Origin of the sequence: Paraburkholderia megapolitana (assembly GCF_007556815.1) — a bacterium.
GTDB classification, from domain to species: domain Bacteria; phylum Pseudomonadota; class Gammaproteobacteria; order Burkholderiales; family Burkholderiaceae; genus Paraburkholderia; species Paraburkholderia megapolitana.
Genome location: NZ_CP041745.1, coordinates 2,507,210 through 2,525,502, shown reverse-complemented (window position 1 = coordinate 2,525,502; position 18,293 = coordinate 2,507,210). Strand labels below are relative to the sequence as shown.

Annotated in this window: 14 protein-coding genes and 1 pseudogene; 13 read left to right on the top strand and 2 right to left on the bottom strand. The window is 62.0% G+C overall.

Annotated features, from left to right (window positions below; translation table 11 throughout):
• Window positions 1–85 precede the first annotated feature (85 nt).
• The 6 genes and pseudogenes from FNZ07_RS24500 to FNZ07_RS24475 all read left to right on the top strand — a co-directional run bounded on the left by FNZ07_RS24500 (window position 86) and on the right by FNZ07_RS24475 (window position 6,669).
• Window positions 86–1,729, top strand: coding sequence for a fatty acid--CoA ligase (locus FNZ07_RS24500; RefSeq protein ID WP_091013712.1), 1,644 nt, complete (start codon window positions 86–88; stop codon window positions 1,727–1,729).
• A gap of 22 nt (window positions 1,730–1,751) precedes the next feature.
• A complete protein-coding gene (locus tag FNZ07_RS24495; RefSeq protein ID WP_091013710.1) occupies window positions 1,752–2,222 on the top strand; it encodes a MaoC family dehydratase in 471 nt (156 codons plus the stop codon).
• Window positions 2,223–2,277: 55 nt separating this feature from the next.
• Window positions 2,278–3,984 (top strand): alpha/beta fold hydrolase, encoded by a 1,707-nt coding sequence (locus FNZ07_RS24490; RefSeq protein ID WP_091013707.1) that lies wholly within the window; start codon window positions 2,278–2,280, stop codon window positions 3,982–3,984.
• 64 nt (window positions 3,985–4,048) lie between these two features.
• The gene (locus FNZ07_RS24485) at window positions 4,049–4,471 is read left to right on the top strand and encodes a phasin family protein (RefSeq protein ID WP_091013702.1); all 423 of its coding nucleotides are present in this window, start codon (window positions 4,049–4,051) and stop codon (window positions 4,469–4,471) included.
• Window positions 4,472–4,544: 73 nt separating this feature from the next.
• Window positions 4,545–5,377 (top strand): annotated as a pseudogene (phaZ, locus tag FNZ07_RS24480) (poly(3-hydroxyalkanoate) depolymerase).
• Window positions 5,378–5,466: 89 nt separating this feature from the next.
• Complete coding sequence (locus tag FNZ07_RS24475) at window positions 5,467–6,669, top strand: DUF445 domain-containing protein (RefSeq protein WP_245811521.1); 1,203 nt, start codon at window positions 5,467–5,469, stop codon at window positions 6,667–6,669.
• A gap of 8 nt (window positions 6,670–6,677) precedes the next feature.
• On the opposite strand, the gene FNZ07_RS24470 is transcribed toward FNZ07_RS24475, so the two are convergent.
• On the bottom strand, window positions 6,678–9,461 hold the full coding sequence (locus FNZ07_RS24470; RefSeq protein WP_245811520.1) for a LuxR C-terminal-related transcriptional regulator: 2,784 nt from the start codon (window positions 9,459–9,461) through the stop codon (window positions 6,678–6,680).
• Between the two features lie 168 nt (window positions 9,462–9,629).
• Between FNZ07_RS24470 and FNZ07_RS24465 the strand changes: the two genes are divergently transcribed.
• The 7 genes from FNZ07_RS24465 to aac(6') all read left to right on the top strand — a co-directional run bounded on the left by FNZ07_RS24465 (window position 9,630) and on the right by aac(6') (window position 16,684).
• A complete protein-coding gene (locus tag FNZ07_RS24465) occupies window positions 9,630–10,379 on the top strand; it encodes an electron transfer flavoprotein subunit beta/FixA family protein (protein WP_091013691.1) in 750 nt (249 codons plus the stop codon).
• A 15-nt stretch (window positions 10,380–10,394) separates the two neighbouring features.
• Window positions 10,395–11,342: an electron transfer flavoprotein subunit alpha/FixB family protein gene (locus FNZ07_RS24460; protein ID WP_091013687.1), complete on the top strand. Its 948-nt coding sequence runs from the start codon at window positions 10,395–10,397 to the stop codon at window positions 11,340–11,342.
• 14 nt (window positions 11,343–11,356) lie between these two features.
• Window positions 11,357–13,147, top strand: coding sequence for an acyl-CoA dehydrogenase C-terminal domain-containing protein (locus FNZ07_RS24455; RefSeq protein ID WP_091013684.1), 1,791 nt, complete (start codon window positions 11,357–11,359; stop codon window positions 13,145–13,147).
• 200 nt (window positions 13,148–13,347) lie between these two features.
• Window positions 13,348–14,328 (top strand): ABC transporter substrate-binding protein, encoded by a 981-nt coding sequence (locus FNZ07_RS24450; protein ID WP_091013679.1) that lies wholly within the window; start codon window positions 13,348–13,350, stop codon window positions 14,326–14,328.
• 82 nt (window positions 14,329–14,410) lie between these two features.
• The gene (locus FNZ07_RS24445) at window positions 14,411–15,385 is read left to right on the top strand and encodes an ABC transporter permease subunit (RefSeq protein ID WP_091013674.1); all 975 of its coding nucleotides are present in this window, start codon (window positions 14,411–14,413) and stop codon (window positions 15,383–15,385) included.
• Entirely contained in the window at window positions 15,382–16,155 is a 774-nt protein-coding gene (locus FNZ07_RS24440; RefSeq protein ID WP_091013669.1) for an ATP-binding cassette domain-containing protein, read from the top strand. The genes FNZ07_RS24445 and FNZ07_RS24440 overlap by 4 nt, the downstream gene beginning before the upstream one ends.
• Before the next feature lie 97 nt (window positions 16,156–16,252).
• Complete coding sequence (gene aac(6') / locus FNZ07_RS24435) at window positions 16,253–16,684, top strand: aminoglycoside 6'-N-acetyltransferase (protein ID WP_170275883.1); 432 nt, start codon at window positions 16,253–16,255, stop codon at window positions 16,682–16,684.
• Here aac(6') and FNZ07_RS24430 read toward each other — a convergent pair.
• Window positions 16,609–18,234, bottom strand: coding sequence for an FAD-dependent monooxygenase (locus FNZ07_RS24430; protein ID WP_091013663.1), 1,626 nt, complete (start codon window positions 18,232–18,234; stop codon window positions 16,609–16,611). The genes aac(6') and FNZ07_RS24430 overlap by 76 nt on opposite strands.
• Window positions 18,235–18,293: the final 59 nt, after the last annotated feature.

Here is an 18,293-nt window from a genome sequence, read left to right as displayed (position 1 = left end):
TGGCATCAACCGGGATGCCACCGCACGCGATACGTACCCACAGCCTGTGTCAGCCCGATCGATTTCTCGACTCAAGGAGATTTAGATGCAGGACGCCGTGCAAGACATCACGCCTTCCCCGTACGCCTATCCGCTGCTGATCAAGCAGTTGCTGCATACGTCGTTCGTTCAGGCACCGGACCAGGAAATCGTCTACCGCGGCAAGCTGCGGATGACCTACACCACGCTGCAGGAACGCATTGCGCGACTCGCCAATGGCCTCGACGGGCTCGGCGTGCGGCACGGCAGCACGGTGGCGGTGATGGACTGGGACAGCCACCGCTATCTGGAGGCGTACTTCGCGGTCCCGATGATGGGTGCCGTGCTGCAGACAGTCAACGTCCGGTTGTCGGAGGCCGAGATCGCCTACACGATCAACCACGCCGGCGCCGAGGTGCTGTTCGTTCACACCGATTTCCTGCCGGTGGTCGAAGCGATCAAGGATCAACTCGAAACGGTGCGCACGTTCGTGTGGATCGATGAGCCGGGTGGTGAACCGACTGCGCACACCATTGCGTTCGCCGCCGAATACGAGGAAATGCTCGCGGCCGGCGCCACGAGCTACGACTTCCCCGACTTCGACGAGAACACCCGGGCCACCACGTTCTATACGACCGGTACCACGGGCCTGCCCAAGGGCGTGTACTTCTCGCATCGTCAGCTGGTTCTGCACACGCTGACCTTGATGGCGGCGCTTGCAAGCCCGATGTCGGGCCAGCGTTTTCACCGCGGCGACGTCTATATGCCGCTCACGCCGATGTTCCATGTGCACGCCTGGGGCATGCCATACATCGCGACGCTGCTAGGCGTGAAGCAGGTCTATCCGGGCCGCTATGTGCCCGAGCGTCTCGTACAACTGATCCGCGACGAAGGCGTCACGTTTTCGCACTGCGTCGGCACGATCCTGCACATGCTGCTTTCGTGCGATACCGCGAAGCACGCGGACTTCAGCAAATGGAAGGTAATCATCGGCGGCGGCGCGTTGCCACATGGTCTTGCGAGCGCGGCGCTCGAGCGCGGCATCGATATCTTCGTCGGCTACGGCATGTCGGAGACGTGCCCCGTGCTGAGCCTCGCGCAACTTCCGCCGCACACCGGGCCGCTCGATCGCGATGAAGAGGTGCGCTTGCGCTGCAAGACCGGCTTCCCCATTCCGCTCGTCGATCTGCGCATCGTCAACGAGAACATGGAAGACGTTGCGCACGACGGCAAGGCCTACGGCGAGATCGTCGCTCGTGCACCGTGGCTCACGCAGGGCTACCTGAACAATCCCGATGCCTCCACGCAACTCTGGGCTGGCGGTTACCTGCATACCCAGGACATCGCGAACATCGACGCGACCGGCAACATCCAGATCACCGATCGCATCAAGGACGTCATCAAGTCGGGCGGCGAGTGGATCTCGTCGCTTGAAATCGAGAGCCTGATTTCGCAGCACCCCGATGTGGCGGAAGTCGCCGTGATCGGCATCAAGGACGACAAATGGGGCGAACGGCCGGTGGCGCTCGTGGTGCTGAAGGCGGGCGCGGCGCTGACTGAAAACGGTGTCAAGGAACACGTGATGGGTTTCTGCAAGACCGGGCGGATCTCGAAGTACGCGGTGCCGCAGATCGTCAAGTTCGTCGAAGCACTTCAGAAAACGAGCGTCGGCAAAACCAACAAGAAGTGGTTGCGCGAACAGTTCGCGTGACCGGCCTTAAGGAGCAGACACGATGAGCATCAATGGATACAGCGTCGCCACGATCGACGATTTCGTTGGCCGCGAACTGGGCGTATCGGACTGGGTCACCGTCGATCAGGCACGCATCGACGCCTTCGCGGCGTGTACCGGCGACCGGCAGTGGATTCACGTGGACGTGGAGCGCGCGAAACGCGAGAGCCCGTTCGGCGGCACGATCGCGCACGGCTATCTGACGCTGTCGCTGCTGGCGGCGGCCGCGATCGAGGTCGGCATCATTCCCGCGGATGCATCGGCCGGGCTGAACTACGGGCTCGACAAGGTGCGCTTCATGACGCCGGTGAAGGCGGGTGCGCGCGTGAGAAATCGCGTGACGCTGGTCTCGGTGGAAAAGAAGGGCGGTGGCCGGATCATCGTCAAGACGATGAACGAATTGCAGATCGAGAACGAAGACAAGCCGGCGCTGATCGCCGAAACCCTGGCGATGCTCGTGGCGGCGGCGTAAGCCTTCGGATCGCACAACCAGGCTAACCAGACAGAGACGTTTGAGGAGCAGCACCATGGCGGCACATGACGAAAGCACGACACGCAGCGAGCAGGCGAACGACGTTGCGGCATCTGCCGCGGAAGGCATGCTCGGACCGAATCCGTTCGTGGGGCTGCGGCCACGCGACATTCTTGCTACCGCGCAACAGATCGGCACCCAGGCGCTGCGGCAACCGGCCTTGCTTCTCGAGCAGGAAGCGGCACTCGCTCGCGATCTGATGGCGGTATTAGGTGGCAGTGCGGACCTCGCGCCCTCGCAGGGCGACAAACGTTTCACCGATCCGGCGTGGCAGAGCAACTCGCTGTATCGCATGGCGATGCAAGGCTATGTCGCATGGCGCAACGCGTTGACAGGCTTTGTCGACCGCTCGACGCTCGACGACAAGAGCAAGGAACGCGCGCGGTTCGTCCTGTCGCTCTTCACCGATGCGGTATCGCCGACCAACACGCTGCTCGGCAATCCGGCGGCGCTCAAGAAGATCATCGATTCGGGCGGCGCCAGTCTGCTGGGCGGCATCCGCAACCTCGTGACCGATGTCGTGCAGAACCAGGGGATGCCGGCGCAAGTCGACAGGAGCGCGTTCAAGGTGGGTGAAAATCTCGCCACGTCGCCGGGTGCAGTGGTGTTTCGCAACGAGGTGCTCGAGCTGATCCAGTACGCACCGGCCACGGAGCACGTGTACACCCGCCCGCAACTGATCGTGCCGCCGCAGATCAACAAGTACTACGTGTTCGATCTGTCCGAAGGCAAGAGCATTGTCGATTACCTGGTGAAGAGCGAATTCCAGGTGTTCGTGGTGAGCTGGCGCAATCCTACCGCTGCGCAGAGTCACTGGGACCTCGATACCTATGTTGCCGCGCTGCTTGAGGCCATCGCGGCTATGCGCGAAATCACGGGTAGCGAGGACGTCAACCTGCACGGCGCGTGTTCGGGGGCGATGACGATTTCGGCGTTGCTTGGGCACCTCGCCAGCCGCGGCGACACGAGCGTGCATGCCGCCACGCTGATGGTTGCGGTGCTCGACAATACCGCCGACTCGCAACTTGGTCTCTTCGCCACACCGGAAGCCATCGCGGCCGCGAAGCAGAACAGCACGTCGAAGGGCGTGCTGGCCGGCGAGGAAATGGGCCGCGTGTTCGCATGGATGAGACCCAACGATCTCGTCTGGAACTACTGGGTCAACAACTATCTGCTCGGCAAAACGCCGCCCGCTTTCGACATCCTCTACTGGAACAACGACGCAACGCGGTTGCCCGCGCGGATGCATGGACAACTGCTCGATATCTTCGTGGGCAACCTGTTCAGCAAACCTCGCGCGCTGACTGTGCTCGGTACGCCGATCGATCTGTCCGAAGTGACCTGCGACAAATACATCGTCGCCGGCATGACCGATCACATCACGCCGTGGAAGGGCGTGTACAACACGGCGCGCACGTTCGGCGGCAAGACGCGCTTCGTGTTGAGTTCGAGTGGCCACATTCAAAGTCTGATCAACCCGCTGGGCAATCCGAAGGCGAAGTTCTTCCATAACCCGGAGTTGCCTGCGACTGCCGATGCATGGCTCGGCAATGCCCAGACCGAAAAGGACTCGTGGTGGGGCGACTGGCGCACGTGGCTTGTCGATCACTCCGGCGAGCGCCGTACCGCGCCGGCAGCAGTCGGCAGCGCGAAGCATCCCGCTGGCGTGAAAGCGCCGGGAACCTATGTCATGGAAGCATGACGCACCCTCGTTGACCGCGCCGCGGCCAACACATTCTTAATGCAGTTTCACTGGAGTATCGATCATGGACACTATCAATTCGAACAGTATTTTCGACGAGTACAAGAAGGTCATCACGCAGTTCAAGTTGCCCGGCATCGACGTCAACGCAGTTCTCGAGTCGCGCCGCAAGGACATCGAGGCAATTGCCGAAGCCAATACGACGGCGCTCGCGGGCGTGCAGTCGCTGGCCCAGAAGCAGTCGGAGATCCTTCGCACGACACTGACCGAACTGCAATCGCTTGTCGGTCGCGTGGCGGCCTCGGGTGTCAAGCCCTCTGCCAACACAGGTGAAGTAGTCCAGCAGGCACTGCACAAGGCACTCGCCGATATGCAGGAACTCGCGAGCACGGCCTACCGCGCGCAGTCGGACAGCTTCGCGGTCGTGTCGCGGCGCGTCGCCGAACACGTCGAGGAACTGAAGACGCTGCTGCAACCGAAGAAGTGAAGGGACAGTGCCCATGCGGCCTGACCAAACCTCCAACGCGGTATCCTTCCAGAAGATCATCCGGAAACAAGAAATGCACCCGAGCCCCGAATCAGCTTGCAGCATGCAAATCCAGATGATCGACCTGGACGGTCAGACACTGCGTGTCGCCACATGGCACGGCAGCGACGCGTCGCCGCCGTTGCTCATTTTCAACGGCATCGGCGCGAACCTCGAACTGGTCGAGCCGTTCGTCGCGGCGCTCGAAGATGTGAGCGTCATCATCTTCGATATTCCCGGTGTGGGCGGCTCGCCTGTGCCCGTTGTGCCGTATCGTTTTTCGACGCTGTCGGTGCTCGCCGACAAGCTGCTGACGCGACTCGGTTACGACGGGCCTGTCGACGTGCTCGGCGTATCGTGGGCGGCGCGCTGGCGCAGCAGTTCGCGCGCCTGTATCCGGGCCGCTGCCGCAGGCTGATTCTCGCGGCAACCTCGCCGGGCGTGATCATGGTGCCGGCGAAACTGTCGGTGCTGTCGAAGCTGATCGGACCGCGCCGCTACACCGATCCCGCCTATCTGCAAGAGGTGGGCGCGGAAATCTACGGAGGCGCTTACCGGCGCGATCCGTCGTTGCTAAAGGCGCACAGCCGGCATATCCAGCCGCCGCGCGGCCGCGGTTACCTGTATCAACTGCTGGCCGCGACTGGCTGGAGCAGTCTGCCGTGGCTCGGTGCGCTGCGCCAGCGAACCATGATCATGCACGGCACCGACGACCCGATCGTGCCGCTGACCAACGCAAAAATTCTCGCGGCACGTATCCGCGATTCGACGCTCTATGTGATCGATGACGGTCATCTGTTTCTTATCTCGCGCGCGAGCGAAGTCGGGCCGGTGGTGCGCAGGTTTCTCAGGCAGGAGGCAGGTTGAATTTTTTTGCTGGCGATGGAGATGAGGCGCGGTCGATTAATGCCGCTGCCAATGCACGTGAAGATCGCAAGATAGCGGGCCTGAGGCGCATGCGTCGGACGGCGCTATGCCTGCTCGTCCTGATGATCGCGTTGCTGTTCGCATGTGTGGTGTGGCAGGCGCAGTATCCGTGGCTTGCGTGGCCGCGTGCGTTTGCAGAGGCCGGCACGGTCGGTGCGATCGCGGACTGGTATGCGGTCGTCGCGCTGTTTCGTCGCCCGCTGGGTTTGCCGATCCCGCATACGGCCATCATTTCGCAAAACCAGCAACGCATCGCCGAGAGTCTCGGTCACTTCGTCGAAGAAAATTTTCTGACACCGGATCTCATCGTCGACAGGCTGGGCAGTCACGATGCGGCAAAGGCGCTGGCGCAGTGGCTGGCACAACCGGCGAACAGCCGCGGCGTCGCCGATGTCGCCGCGGATGCCGTTGCCGGACTGCTTGCGGGCATGAATGAAAAAGACGTGCAATGGTTTTTCGATCATCTGGTGATACCGCAACTGCGTACGCTCGACGTCTCCCGCATGGCCGGCAACGTGCTCCAGATCCTGACTGAAGACGAGCGGCATCAGCCGTGGCTCGATCACGGGCTCGATGCGCTGGAAAAGTGGCTAGTGGCCAACGTTGAAATGATCAAGGCCAAGTTCAGCGAAACGTCGAAGTACACGCCCGCGCGGCTCGATGCCTACATCGTCAGGAAATTTGTCGAGGGCATCATTGCGCTGCTTCATGAAGCAGCGGCGAGTCCGGATCACGAACTGCGCCGCCAGTTCGATGAAACAGTGCGCGAGTTGATCGTGCAGTTGCAGACCTCGCCCGTACATCGTCGTTTCGGCAGGTCGTTGATGCGCGACTGCATTCGTCATTTCAGGCAAGCCGATTATTACCGCGTGCCGCTCGACCGTTTGCGCGAACATGTGATCGCCGATCTCGGCCGTGAGCCATCGGCGATGCGCGACGCTTTCACCCGTATGCTGGTGTCGCTCGGCAAGCGGATCGGCCGCGAGCCCGAGATTCAACGCAAGCTGAATGCATGGTGGCTCACGCTTGCGCGTGAACTCGTCACGCGCTACGGGCGCCAGGTTTCTGTGCTGATCACCGAAGTCGTCAAAGGTTGGGACGCAGAAGAAGTCAGCCGCAAGATCGAAACGGAAATCGGCCGCGATCTGCAGTATGTGCGGATCAACGGTACGTTCGTAGGCGGCATGGTCGGCCTGTTGCTTCATGCCGCCACACTTTTCGTCATGCATTGAGACCTGCGCTAACCGGCTGCAACCAGTCCTAATGTCTGGGCACGGGAAACGGCGTGCGCGCGCTTGTCGACATCCAGTTTGACGAAGATGTTCTTGACGTGTGTCTTGACCGTTTCGGGCGCAATCCCCAGCGTGCGTGCGATTTCCTTGTTCGACTGCCCCTGGGCAATCAGCTCGACAATGCCGCGTTCGCGTGCGCTCAACGGCTCGCGTTCCATGTCGCGCCGGGGCACCGCGGGCTCGTACAGTGCCCGCCAGCCATCCAGCAGACGATCGATGTACGCGGTGCTCTCCTTCGTTTGCGGCGTCGAGCGCGTGTCGTCGCGCACCGCGCGCAACAGCGGCCCGATTTCCGGCCCCTGGTCGATGATCGAGCGGTAGATGTCGCTGTTCGCGCTCAAGACTTCGCGGAAGATTTCTACGGCGCGCGTCGGCTCGTTCGAGCGTAACCAGACGAGCGCGAGCACCGTGCGCAGGCGCAGGGCAAGATAATCGCCGTGCCGGTCTTCGACGCTTTGCAACGCAGCCTCCAGCGACGCGAGCGCTTCACCGGTATCGTTGCGGGCCATCGAGACCCAGGCCATTGCGATCGCGCGGTAGGTTTCGATTTCCGGCGAGACGGCCTGCCCGGCGTTGGAATGCGAGCGCACGAGCTGATTCATTTGCACGATACAAGCCGATGCTTCCGTCATCCTTCCTTCGTCGAGATAGAGCCGTGCGCGCTCGACAAGGACACCGGCAATCATCCGGTCCCAGCCGCGCGCATAAGCGAGGATCTGCGCCTGATCGAGCAACGTATAGGCGCGCTCAGTGTCGGCACGAGCAATCGCGATGCGGATCAGCACACGGTAGGCAATCAACGTGCTGTCGAGCAGCACCGCCAGATCGATCACCGGCATCAGATCGAGCAACAACGCTTCCGCTTCGTCGAGCCGTCCCTGCTCGTACCAGATCTGCGCAATCATCGGCGCGCACAACGCAACCGAGATCGACTTCGGACCCGTATGACGCTCGGCGAGCTGCATCGATTCGGTGAAATAGCGTTCGGCGAGCGCGAAGTGCATCTGCTGCATTTCCGCGTGGCCGAGCAGGCATAGCCGGTAGACCGAGGCGAATACGTTGCGCTGATCCTCTTCGATGGAGTAGGGGATCCACGGTGTCGCGTACAGCGCCTGCAGGTTGCCTGCTTTCCAGTGCCCGAAACGCACGACGTTGGAGACGACGTTGGTGGTCCAGCTATCGGTTGAAGGCCGTTCGAGACAGGTCTGCGCGATCGCAAGCGCGCGCGGCGCATCGTCCTGTAGTGCGATCGCCACCGAGCGGATGGCCTGACACTCCCAGTGGATGTTGTCGAGCGCATCGCCTGAGTGACTGCCCGCGTCGTGCTCAATTTCGTCCAGCATTGCGCGCGCTTCGTCGAAACGCATCGCCAGGGCCATGCCCCATGCAATGGCCAGCTTGATCTTGACCTGTCCACGCATCAGATGTGCGGGGAACTGGCGTTGCCAGCCGAGCAGCGTCAGCAGATCGCCCTTTGTGACGAGCGCCATGGCGCAGTGGCTCATCAGCGCGACCGCGTCTTCGGTGTCCCCCGCGGCGATTGAGTGTTTGACCGCGTCGGTCCATAGCGCCTCTTTCGCGTACCACTCGCTCGCACGCCGATGCAGCACCGCAACCTTGCCACGCTGTTGCGTTTCGAGCCGCTGACGCAGGTATTCGCCCATCAGATGGTGATAGCGGAACCAGTGTCCCTCGACATCGATCGGCTCGAGCAGCAACTGGCGCGCCGAGATCGTCTCGAGCATGTCCCGTTCGGTCGCGATGCCGGTGACCGCTTCGCATAGCGATGCGCTCAGGCGATCGAGTATCGACGTGCACAACATGAACTCGACCATGTCCGCGGGCAAACGCTTGAGCATCTCTTCGAGGTAGGCGGCGAACGGCCGGGACGCACCGGATGGCGCACTCGCACCCCAATCCGTTTTGCCTTCGCCGCGCGCGAGCACCGAAGCCGAAATGCGCAGCGCCGCGGCCCAGCCTTCCGTGCTCGCGAACAACGACTTGACGCTGGCCGGACGCAATTCGCCGGGGCATTCGTGCTCGACGAAGCTGCGGGTTTCGTCGATGTTAAAACGCAGCGTCGACGCATCGATTTCCAGCAACTCGTTGCGCGCTCTGAGGTTGGCAAGCGGTAGCGGTGGATCGGCACGCGTGCAGATCACGACATGCACGTTCGAGGACACGTTCGCGATGAAGTACGACATCGCATCGTGAATGGCGGGCAGGGTGATCACGTGATAGTCGTCGATGAACAGATAGACCTCGTCGTCGACTTCGACGAGTTCGTTGACGAGTGTCGACACGACCAGATGCGCGGGCACGAGCGACGCTTCGGTGGTCAGGCTGACCGCGGATGGCCCGACGCTCGCGCAGACGTTGCGTAATGCCTGGGCCAGGTGATGGAAGAAGCGGGCGGGCTCGTCGTCCTCGGTATCGAGCGATAGCCAGGCGACAAAGGCGCCGCCTGCATTCAGCTCGTTGAGCCACATGAGCGCCAGCGAGGTTTTACCGAAACCGGCCGGCGCCTTGATGACCGTGAGCCGTTTGTATTCCGCCTTGCCGGCGAGAGAGAGTAGCCGCGGCCGGTCGATCAACCCAGGGGGCAGGCGCGGCGGAAAGACTTTCGTGGCGAGGAAGAGAGGCGGCCTCTTCGGGGGCGTCGCTTCTATCACGTGCATCAGATGCTCCGGGCGTTCGGGTTGACCCTGGCTGCCATTCCCCATCCATGTCATCGCACTCCCCTTTACGGGGGATTTTGCGCGGCGCTGCACTCGGACAACATGAACAAATCATACGCCCAACCATCTGGAGGAAGGAGACATGCCTCGCGCATCGAATCGTATTGCGGTGCACCAAGCGTTGCCGCCGTCGCGCAGTTTTCCATCTAAACGGAGTCGCCAATGAAAGTACTGGTTCCTGTGAAACGCGTCGTCGACGCGAATGTGAGAGTCCGCGTGAAAGCCGACGGCAGCGCCGTCGACATCGCGAACGTGAAGCTGTCGATGAATCCCTTCGATGAAATCAGCGTGGAGGAGGCCGTACGGTTGAAGGAGGCGGCCGCGGCATCGGAGGTGGTGGTGGTGTCCTGCGGCGTGCAGGGCTGCCAGGAAACGCTGCGCACGGCGCTCGCAACGGGCGCCGACCGCGCCATTCTCGTCGAGACCGACATGGAGTTGCAGCCACTGGCCGTGGCGAAGCTGCTCAAGGCGCTCGTGGAGAAGGAGCAACCGCAACTCGTGATGCTAGGCAAGCAGGCCATCGACGACGACGCAAACCAGGTCGGCCAGATGCTCGCGGCATTGCTGGGCTGGCCGCAGGCGACATTCGCATCGAAGGTCGTCGTGGAAGCGGGAAAAGCGACGGTGACGCGCGAGATCGACGGCGGGCTCGAAACGATCGAGATCGATCTGCCGGCTGTCGTGACCACCGATCTGCGTCTCAACACACCGCGCTACGCAACGCTGCCCAACATCATGAAGGCGAAAAAGAAGCCACTCGACGTGATAACACCCGATGCGCTCGGCGCCGACGTTGCGCCGCGGCTATCGACGCTGAAGCTCGCCGAGCCGGCGAAACGCGAGGCAGGGGTGCGCGTGACCGACGCCGCCGATCTCGTCGCCAGGCTGAGGAATGTCGCTCACGTCATCTGACCGGAAGAGGAAAGCATGTCCATACTCGTTATTGCAGAACACGACAATCACACGCTGAAGGCGGCGACGTTGAACACCGTAAGCGCGGCTGCGCGTCTTGGCGACGACATTCATGTTCTTGTCGCTGGAGCGCAATGCGCGGCTGTGGCCGAACAGGCCGCAAGCATCGTCGGTGTGAAGTGCGTGCGGGTTGCCGATGCGCCGCACTATGCGTATCCGCTCGCGGAAAACCTGGCCGCGTTGATCGAAGCAGTCGCCGCCGACTACAGCCACGTGCTGGCACCCGCCACGACCACCGCGAAGAACGCGCTGCCGCGCGTCGCCGCACGGCTCGACGTCGCGCAGATCTCCGATGTCGTCGCCGTCGAATCCGCCGATACGTTCGTGCGCCCGATCTACGCGGGTAATGTACTCGCGACCGTGCGCAGCGCGGACCGCATCAAGATCATCACGGTTCGCACGACGGCGTTTGCAGCAGCTCCTGCCGAAGGCGGCACGGCAGCAATCGAACCGCTCGCAGCGGCCGCTGAAGTCCCGGGCTCGCGTTTCGTGAGCCAGCAGCTGACACGCTCCGAACGCCCGGAACTGACAGCGGCGCAGCGCGTGATCTCGGGTGGCCGGGGCATGGGCTCCGGCGAAAACTTCGCCTTGCTCGAAGACATCGCGAACAAACTGGGTGCGGCGGTTGGTGCATCGCGCGCTGCCGTGGATGCCGGCTTCGTGCCGAACGACTATCAGGTCGGTCAGACCGGCAAGGTCATCGCGCCGCAACTGTATATCGCGGTCGGCATCTCGGGTGCGATCCAGCATCTGGCCGGCATGAAGGATTCGAAGGTGATCGTCGCGATCAACAAGGACGAAGAGGCGCCGATCTTTCAGGTTGCCGATTACTGGATCGTCGGCGATCTCTTCAAGGTGTTGCCGGAGTTGTCCGGCGAACTGGACAAACTGCAAGCGAACTGACGCTGGAGGTCATGATGAGCACCTATATCGCCCCGCTGCGCGACATGCGCTTCGTGATGACGGAACTGGCCGGGCTCGACGGGTTAACCGCGCTGCCGGGCTTCGAAGAGGCAACGCCCGAACTCGCCGACGCTGTACTCGATGAGGCGGCCAGACTCGCAACAGAAGTACTCGCGCCGCTCAACAAGACCGGCGACGAGCAGGGAGCGCGCCTGTCGAAAGAGGGCGTCGTTGCAGCCGACGGCTTTGCGAAAGCCTATGGGCAGTTTGTGGAAGGCGGCTGGAGCGGCCTTTCGGGCGATCCGGAATTCGGCGGGCAAGGCTTGCCCGAGTTATTGCAAGCGGCGACCGTCGAGATGTGGAATTCGTCGAACATGGCGTTCGCACTGTGTCCTCTGTTGACGGCGGGCGCCACCGAAGCGTTGCGTCAACACGGCTCAGCCGAACTGAAAGGACGCTATCTGCCGAAGCTCGTGAGCGGCGCATGGACCGGCACGATGAACCTGACCGAGCCGCAGGCGGGCTCCGATCTCGCCGCTGTGCGCACGAAGGCCGTGCCCGAAGACGACCACTATCGCCTGTATGGCCAGAAGATCTTCATCACGTGGGGCGATCACGATATGACGGACAACGTCATTCACCTCGTGCTCGCACGCACGCCGGATGCGCCCGAGGGCGTGCGCGGCATATCGCTGTTCGTGGTGCCGAAGTTTCTGCTGAATGCAGATGGCTCGCCGGGGCAACGCAACGACGTGCACTGCGTGTCGCTCGAACACAAGCTCGGCATTCACGCGAGTCCGACCTGCGTGATGAGCTTCGGCGACCAGGGTGGCGCGATCGGTTATCTGGTGGGGCAGGAGAACAAAGGTCTCGCGCACATGTTCACGATGATGAACGAGGCGCGCCAGAAGGTCGGTATTCAGGGGCTGGCGATTGCGGAGCGCGCTTATCAGCAGGCTCGCGAATATGCGAAGGAGCGCGTGCAGGGGCGGCTCGCATCGAGCAGGTCAGGCGGCGTTGTGGCGATCATTCATCACCCGGATGTACGGCGCATGTTGCTGACGATGAAGTCGCAGGTCGAAGCGATGCGTGCTTTCGCCTACGTGATGGCCGCGGATATGGACCGCACGCATCGCGACCCCGATGCTGCGGAGCGCGCACGTCGCCAGGTACGTGTCGATCTTCTGATCCCCGTGTTGAAGGCATGGTGCACGGAACTGGGCGTCGAGATCGCATCGATGGGCGTACAGGTGCACGGCGGAATGGGCTATATCGAAGAGACGGGTGCATGCCAGTTTCTGCGCGACGCGCGCATCGCACCGATCTACGAAGGCACGACCGGCATCCAGGCTGCGGACCTGATCGGCCGCAAGATCGCGTCGGATCGAGGCGCCGGGATGGCCGAACTGATTGCGGAGATGCGCGAGACCGCGGCGGAGCAGGTGCGCAGCACCGATACGCAGGTGGTGTCCATCGGCGCAGCGTTGACGACGAGCGTCCAGGCGCTGGAGGAAGCCACCGCATGGGTCGTGCAGACATTGACGACGCAACCCGATGCAGCGCTTGCCAGTTCCGTCGACTATCTGATGCTCGCAGGCTACGTATGCGGTGGATGGCAGATGGGGCGCGCGGCGCTGGTGGCGTCGAGAAAAAGCGCGGCTAACGAAGACCCCGATTTCCATCGCACCAAACTTGCCACCGCGCGCTACTACGCCGACAAGATTCTGCCGGGAGCGAACGCGTTGCTGGAAACGATACGTAGCGGCGCATCGAGTGGCTCGGAGCTGTCTATCGAACAGTTCTGAGCGGCGGCGAACGGCAAGACCGCACGAGCCAGGTCTTGCCGCGCAAAGGCAGGGAAACGATGCAGGAAAACACCAGGCTCGCTGTTGACGCTCGCCAGTATACTGGCCCACTTGCCGGACGCAGTTGCTTCGCGGAGATCGAAGCAAGTCGGAAGAAGTGAGGTTATGCACCGTTCGTCGGACTCAACAGGAGGACAAGAATGAAGCGCATCGTTTCCCACTATCTGGTCGCGCTGGCGGCGATCGTTACCTGCTCGTTCACGGGACCGGCGCACGCGGATGCGGCGAATCCCGTGGTCGCGTTGTTGCCGGGCGTTACCGATCCTTTCTACTTCACGATGCATCGCGGCGCCGAGCGGGCCGCGAACGAAGAGCATGTCCAGTTGCTGTTCCAGGTGCCCAAGGCGTGGAATACCATCGAGCAGGTGCCGATCCTCAAGGCCTTCATCGCCAAACGCCCCGACGTCCTGCTGGTCTCGCCCGTCGACAAGCAGCAACTGATCGGACCGCTGAAAGAAGCCGCCGACGCAGGCATCAAGGTCATCACGGTCGACACGTATATCGGCGACGGTCACTATCAAACCGGCAAGGGCGACGCGGATTTCCCGCTGTCTTATATCGCCTCCGATAACCTGGAAGGTGGACGCGTGGCCGCGCGATCGCTTGCGAAGGCCATCGGCGACAAGGGGACGGTCTACTGCGAAAACAACAAGCCCGGCATCTCGAGTACCGATGCGCGTGCCGAAGGTTTCCTCGAAGAGATGAAGAAGCACCCGAACATCAAGGTGCTGCAAACGCAATATAACGAGGACGACGCGAATCGCGCCGCGTCGCATGTGGCTGCGGTGCTGGCGCGCAACCCGGATCTGGCCGGCGTGTTCGGCGCCAATACTTTCTCCGGCAGCGGTGCGGCTCAAGGTGTCAAGGCCGCCGGCAAGCAGGGTGTCGTGAAGGTCGTCGTGTTCGATGCCGTGCCGGGCGTCGATCAGCAGATCAAAAGCGGTCTCGTGGACATCGCGATCGCACAACGCCCGGATGAGATCGGCTACTACGGCGTGAAGTACGCGGCAGACCTGATTCACGGCAAGAAGATTCCGCCGTTCAAGAGCACGGGCTTCGTGGTGCTCGACAAGACGAACATCGACCAGCCGGACATGAAGCAATACATCTATTCGAACTAGTCAGGCGCTGTCGAACGAGAATCTGCCCCGCGTGCGCCGCTGCGCGTACGCGGGCGTTACTGCCGGTTTCCTGGAAGACTCGATGGATAACTCACGGCTCGATAGACTCGCCCTGATCAGCAAGGTGTGGCCCTGGCTTTTCCTGGGGGCGCTACTGGTGTTCTTTGAAGCCTGGGCGCAGATATCCGATCATCGCTCGTTCATCTTCAACGCCTACAACCTGCAATCGATCGGACTCGCGGCCAGTGCGCCGCTGTTGCTCGCGATCGGCCAGACGTTTGTGATTATCACGGCGGGCATCGATCTGTCGGTGGGATTCGTGATGGGACTCGCCGCCGTGTGCGTCGCGCAATTTACGCTACTGGGCGGCGGTTCGCCGTGGGTCATGCTGTTTTCCGTTCCGCTGACTGTCGCCGTGTGCGCGATTCCCGGGCTCGTGAACGGCGTACTGATCGCGCGGCTCGGCGTACCTGCTTTCATCGGCACGCTCGGTATGTATGGGGTTGCGCGCGGCGCGGGATTTCTGGCCGCGGGGAGCGGCATGACCGTGGCCGTGGACAATGCCGGTCTGGTCTGGCTCGGTCATGGCTGGACGCCGGTCGTGCTGACCGTTGTGTTGCTGCTCGTCATGCACTGGGTGCTGTCGAAGACGCGCTTTGGCCAGTACACGTATGCGATCGGCGGCAATCCGCAGTCGGCGATTCGGGCCGGCATCAATGTCAGGCGCCATCTGCTCGTGATCTATCTGATCGCTGCGGCGTTTGCCGCGATTGGCGGCATCGTCTATACGGCGCGTTTTGCCGCGGGCGCCGCCAATGCCGGTGAGCCGATGCTGCTCGATTCGATCGCGGCGGTCGTGATCGGCGGGGCGAGTCTGTTTGGCGGGACCGGTAACGTTATCGGCACATTGATCGGCGCGCTGATTATCGCGGTGATCGAGTTCGGGCTCGTGTTCATCGACGTCAACGCGTTCTGGCAATTTATCGTGGTCGGCATCGTGATCATCATGTCGGTACTGATCGATCAGTACAAGGACCGGCTCGGAGGCGCGCAATGAGCACGCCGATTCTCGAAGCACGCGACATCTCGATCCGCTTTGGCGGTGTGGAGGCGCTGCGGCACGTGTCGTTGCAACTGATGGCCGGTGAGGTGCTGGCGTTGGCCGGCGATAACGGCGCGGGCAAGTCGACGCTGATCAAGATCATCTCCGGTGTCTATCATGCCGATGCGGGGCAGTTGTTGTTCGACGGTGCGGCTTTGCAACTGCGTGATCCGCAGGATGCTCGTGCGCAGGGGATCGAGACGATCTACCAGGATCTCGCGCTTGCCGACAACCTCGATGTAGGTAGCAATATCTTCCTCGGACGCGAGCCGACGCGTCGTCAGTTCGGGCTTGAGGTGATCGACCGGTTGCGCATGACCGAGGTCGCGCGTGAAGTGCTCGAGCGGCTCGATATCGTGATTCCCGAGCGCAAGCTTAGAGGGCCGGTGAAGATGCTCTCCGGTGGTCAGAGGCAGGCTATTGCAATCGGTCGTGCCATCTACTGGAATGCGCGCGTGCTGATCATGGACGAGCCGACGGCGGCGCTCGGTGTACCCGAACAGCGCAAGGTGATGGAGTTGATTGCCGCGTTAAAAGCGCGGGGCGTATCCGTGATTTTGATCTCGCATAACCTGCACGATATCTTTGCCATTGCCGACCGGATCGTTGTGTTGCGGCGTGGAGAGGTTGCGGGTGAGCGGCTCGTGGCCGCGACTAATGGTGATGAGATCGTGCATCTGATGGTGGGCGATACGTATGCGAATGCGCGTGGAGCGGGGCAATGAGTGGGAGCGCGGGTTGTTGCGGCTCGTCGCTGGGTAGATAACCTGACGGAGTACCTGTTTGAGCGTGCCTCACGTTTCTTTTACGGTTCGAGCGGTTCTGCCCAGTGACATTTCGGCATGGTGTTCGTTGCGACGCCTGCTCTGGCAACACGTCAGCGACGACGATCACCTTCTCGAAGCTCAGGAACTGCTCACCGACCCACATCGCTATGTGGCGTTCATCGTGTTATCTGACGATAACGCACCAATTGGCTTTGCCGAAGCCGCGGTGCGTCGCGACTACGTCAACGGCTGCAAGACATCACCCGTGCTGTTTCTCGAAGGTATTTACGTCGTCCAGGAGATGCGCCGGGCAGGAATTGCGAGTGCGTTGTGTGCCGCTATCGGTCAATGGGGATCTGACCATGGCTGCATGGAATTCGCGTCCGATACACAGGTCGGCAATGCCCATGCTCAAGCATTGCATCGAGCACTCGGCTTTGAAGAAACCGAGCGAGTCGTGTTCTTCCGGAAACGCCTTATACCCTGATCGAGCGCATCGTCCGAGCGCTCCTGCACAAATCCATCTGGCCGCACAGTCACCACGCCGTCGTCGGGCAGACACGTCAACGTGTACCAGCTGTCCTCGTCATCGACGAATGCGAAATCCTTGCCAACGACATAGGTGACAGGTGTGCGTGAGTCCAGGGAAGGGCGACTCGACGCTTGCACCGACGCCTTTGGGCCAGCCAGCAACACATAGCTGTCGCCGAACAGATCCAGCGTCGAGATCCGTTGATCGTTATGTCGAATCCAGGCGTGCGGGAAGCGCGTCCCCGTCTGCGCCTGCAGATGAGCGACCAACTCCGATGTATCGCCGGCAGACGACATATTTGCATCGAGATAGCGATGCCGCAGCAACAAGGCGCCGGAATCGAGCAGATCCGCAAAAAACCCCCGGTTGGCGGGGGTTTCCATGCCAAAGCGCGCATCGAAATCCGAGCGCAACAACGCCTGATGGCCATTGCGCACAGCCAGCGGCCGCCGCTCGCTCTCATAACTGTCGAGCAGCGCCGGTCCCGCCTCACTGCGCAGCGTGGCAGCGATTTTCCACGCGAGATTGTGGGCATCCGCAATGCCGGTCGTGGCGTTGAAGCCGCCCCACGGCGGCATCAGGTGCGCAGCGTCGCCGCACAGGAAAGCGCGACCCACCCGATAGCGCTCCGCAATCGACACCCCAGTACTCCACCTGCCATGGCTCAGGATCTCGATATCGACATCGGCGAGGCCGATCGCGGCCCGAACCAGATCGGGCAACGCGCTGTCAGCCGGCGGCCCTTGCGCCGGATCGTATTCGAGGTGGAACGACCACTTGTCCGTGTTGTTCATCGCGAGGAACAGGCCGCGCACCTTCTCGTTCGCGATTTCGCACTGGCTGAAAGTGCGGCCCTCCACGGCCTGAGCCAGATCGGCGCGAAAGAAGATATTGACCAGATGCTGGGGGGCGGGCGTCTCGCTCATGCCGATACCCAGCTGTCTGCGCACGAAGCTGCGCCCTCCGTCGGCAGCGAGCAGCCAATTGGCCTCGATGGTCGTCTCCAGCCCATCTTTGGCACGTACGGTGGCGACCACGACGTCGCCGGACCCGGACTCGGCGAACGACACGAGTTCATGACCGAAGCGCACATTGCCGCCGCGCGTTTCCAGGTGCTGGCGCACTATTGGCTCGATCAGCGTCTGCGGGCACGCACCGAAGCTCGACGGCGAGGCACCGGCCGCCGCTATCTTCGAGCGCATCGTTGCGACGTCGACGATCGATTCCGCGTTGATCAGCGTTTCCCCGCGTCGCGCGCCACCGAACGCCCCTTGCTTCCAGGCCGCAGCCGCTGCTGCCTTGACCGCGTCCTCAACGCCGACCTGACGAAACAGCTCCATCGTGCGCAAGTGGATGCCACGGGCACGCGGTAGTGGCGAAACCCCCTCGTTTTTCTCGACGAGGATGAAGGGAACACCCAGACGCTGCAGGAACAGGCCGGCGGACAGCCCGACCAGCCCACCACCGACGATGAGCACCGATGTGCGGATAGGGGAAACAGGCATGGTTGACTCCCTCGTGCTAAAGTCTATCGGCGATAAGTATATCTATCAATGATAGAGAA

What these genes read in the sequence shown, in the direction of transcription:
- FNZ07_RS24500 (WP_091013712.1), top strand. Translation starts at nt 86, where the DNA reads ATGCAGGACGCCGTGCAAGACATCACGCCTTCCCCGTACGCCTATCCG.
- FNZ07_RS24495 (WP_091013710.1), top strand. Translation starts at nt 1,752, where the DNA reads ATGAGCATCAATGGATACAGCGTCGCCACGATCGACGATTTCGTTGGC.
- FNZ07_RS24490 (WP_091013707.1), top strand. Translation starts at nt 2,278, where the DNA reads ATGGCGGCACATGACGAAAGCACGACACGCAGCGAGCAGGCGAACGAC.
- FNZ07_RS24485 (WP_091013702.1), top strand. Translation starts at nt 4,049, where the DNA reads ATGGACACTATCAATTCGAACAGTATTTTCGACGAGTACAAGAAGGTC.
- FNZ07_RS24475 (WP_245811521.1), top strand. Translation starts at nt 5,467, where the DNA reads ATGCGTCGGACGGCGCTATGCCTGCTCGTCCTGATGATCGCGTTGCTG.
- FNZ07_RS24470 (WP_245811520.1), bottom strand. Translation starts at nt 9,461, where the DNA reads ATGACATGGATGGGGAATGGCAGCCAGGGTCAACCCGAACGCCCGGAG.
- FNZ07_RS24465 (WP_091013691.1), top strand. Translation starts at nt 9,630, where the DNA reads ATGAAAGTACTGGTTCCTGTGAAACGCGTCGTCGACGCGAATGTGAGA.
- FNZ07_RS24460 (WP_091013687.1), top strand. Translation starts at nt 10,395, where the DNA reads ATGTCCATACTCGTTATTGCAGAACACGACAATCACACGCTGAAGGCG.
- FNZ07_RS24455 (WP_091013684.1), top strand. Translation starts at nt 11,357, where the DNA reads ATGAGCACCTATATCGCCCCGCTGCGCGACATGCGCTTCGTGATGACG.
- FNZ07_RS24450 (WP_091013679.1), top strand. Translation starts at nt 13,348, where the DNA reads ATGAAGCGCATCGTTTCCCACTATCTGGTCGCGCTGGCGGCGATCGTT.
- FNZ07_RS24445 (WP_091013674.1), top strand. Translation starts at nt 14,411, where the DNA reads ATGGATAACTCACGGCTCGATAGACTCGCCCTGATCAGCAAGGTGTGG.
- FNZ07_RS24440 (WP_091013669.1), top strand. Translation starts at nt 15,382, where the DNA reads ATGAGCACGCCGATTCTCGAAGCACGCGACATCTCGATCCGCTTTGGC.
- FNZ07_RS24430 (WP_091013663.1), bottom strand. Translation starts at nt 18,234, where the DNA reads ATGCCTGTTTCCCCTATCCGCACATCGGTGCTCATCGTCGGTGGTGGG.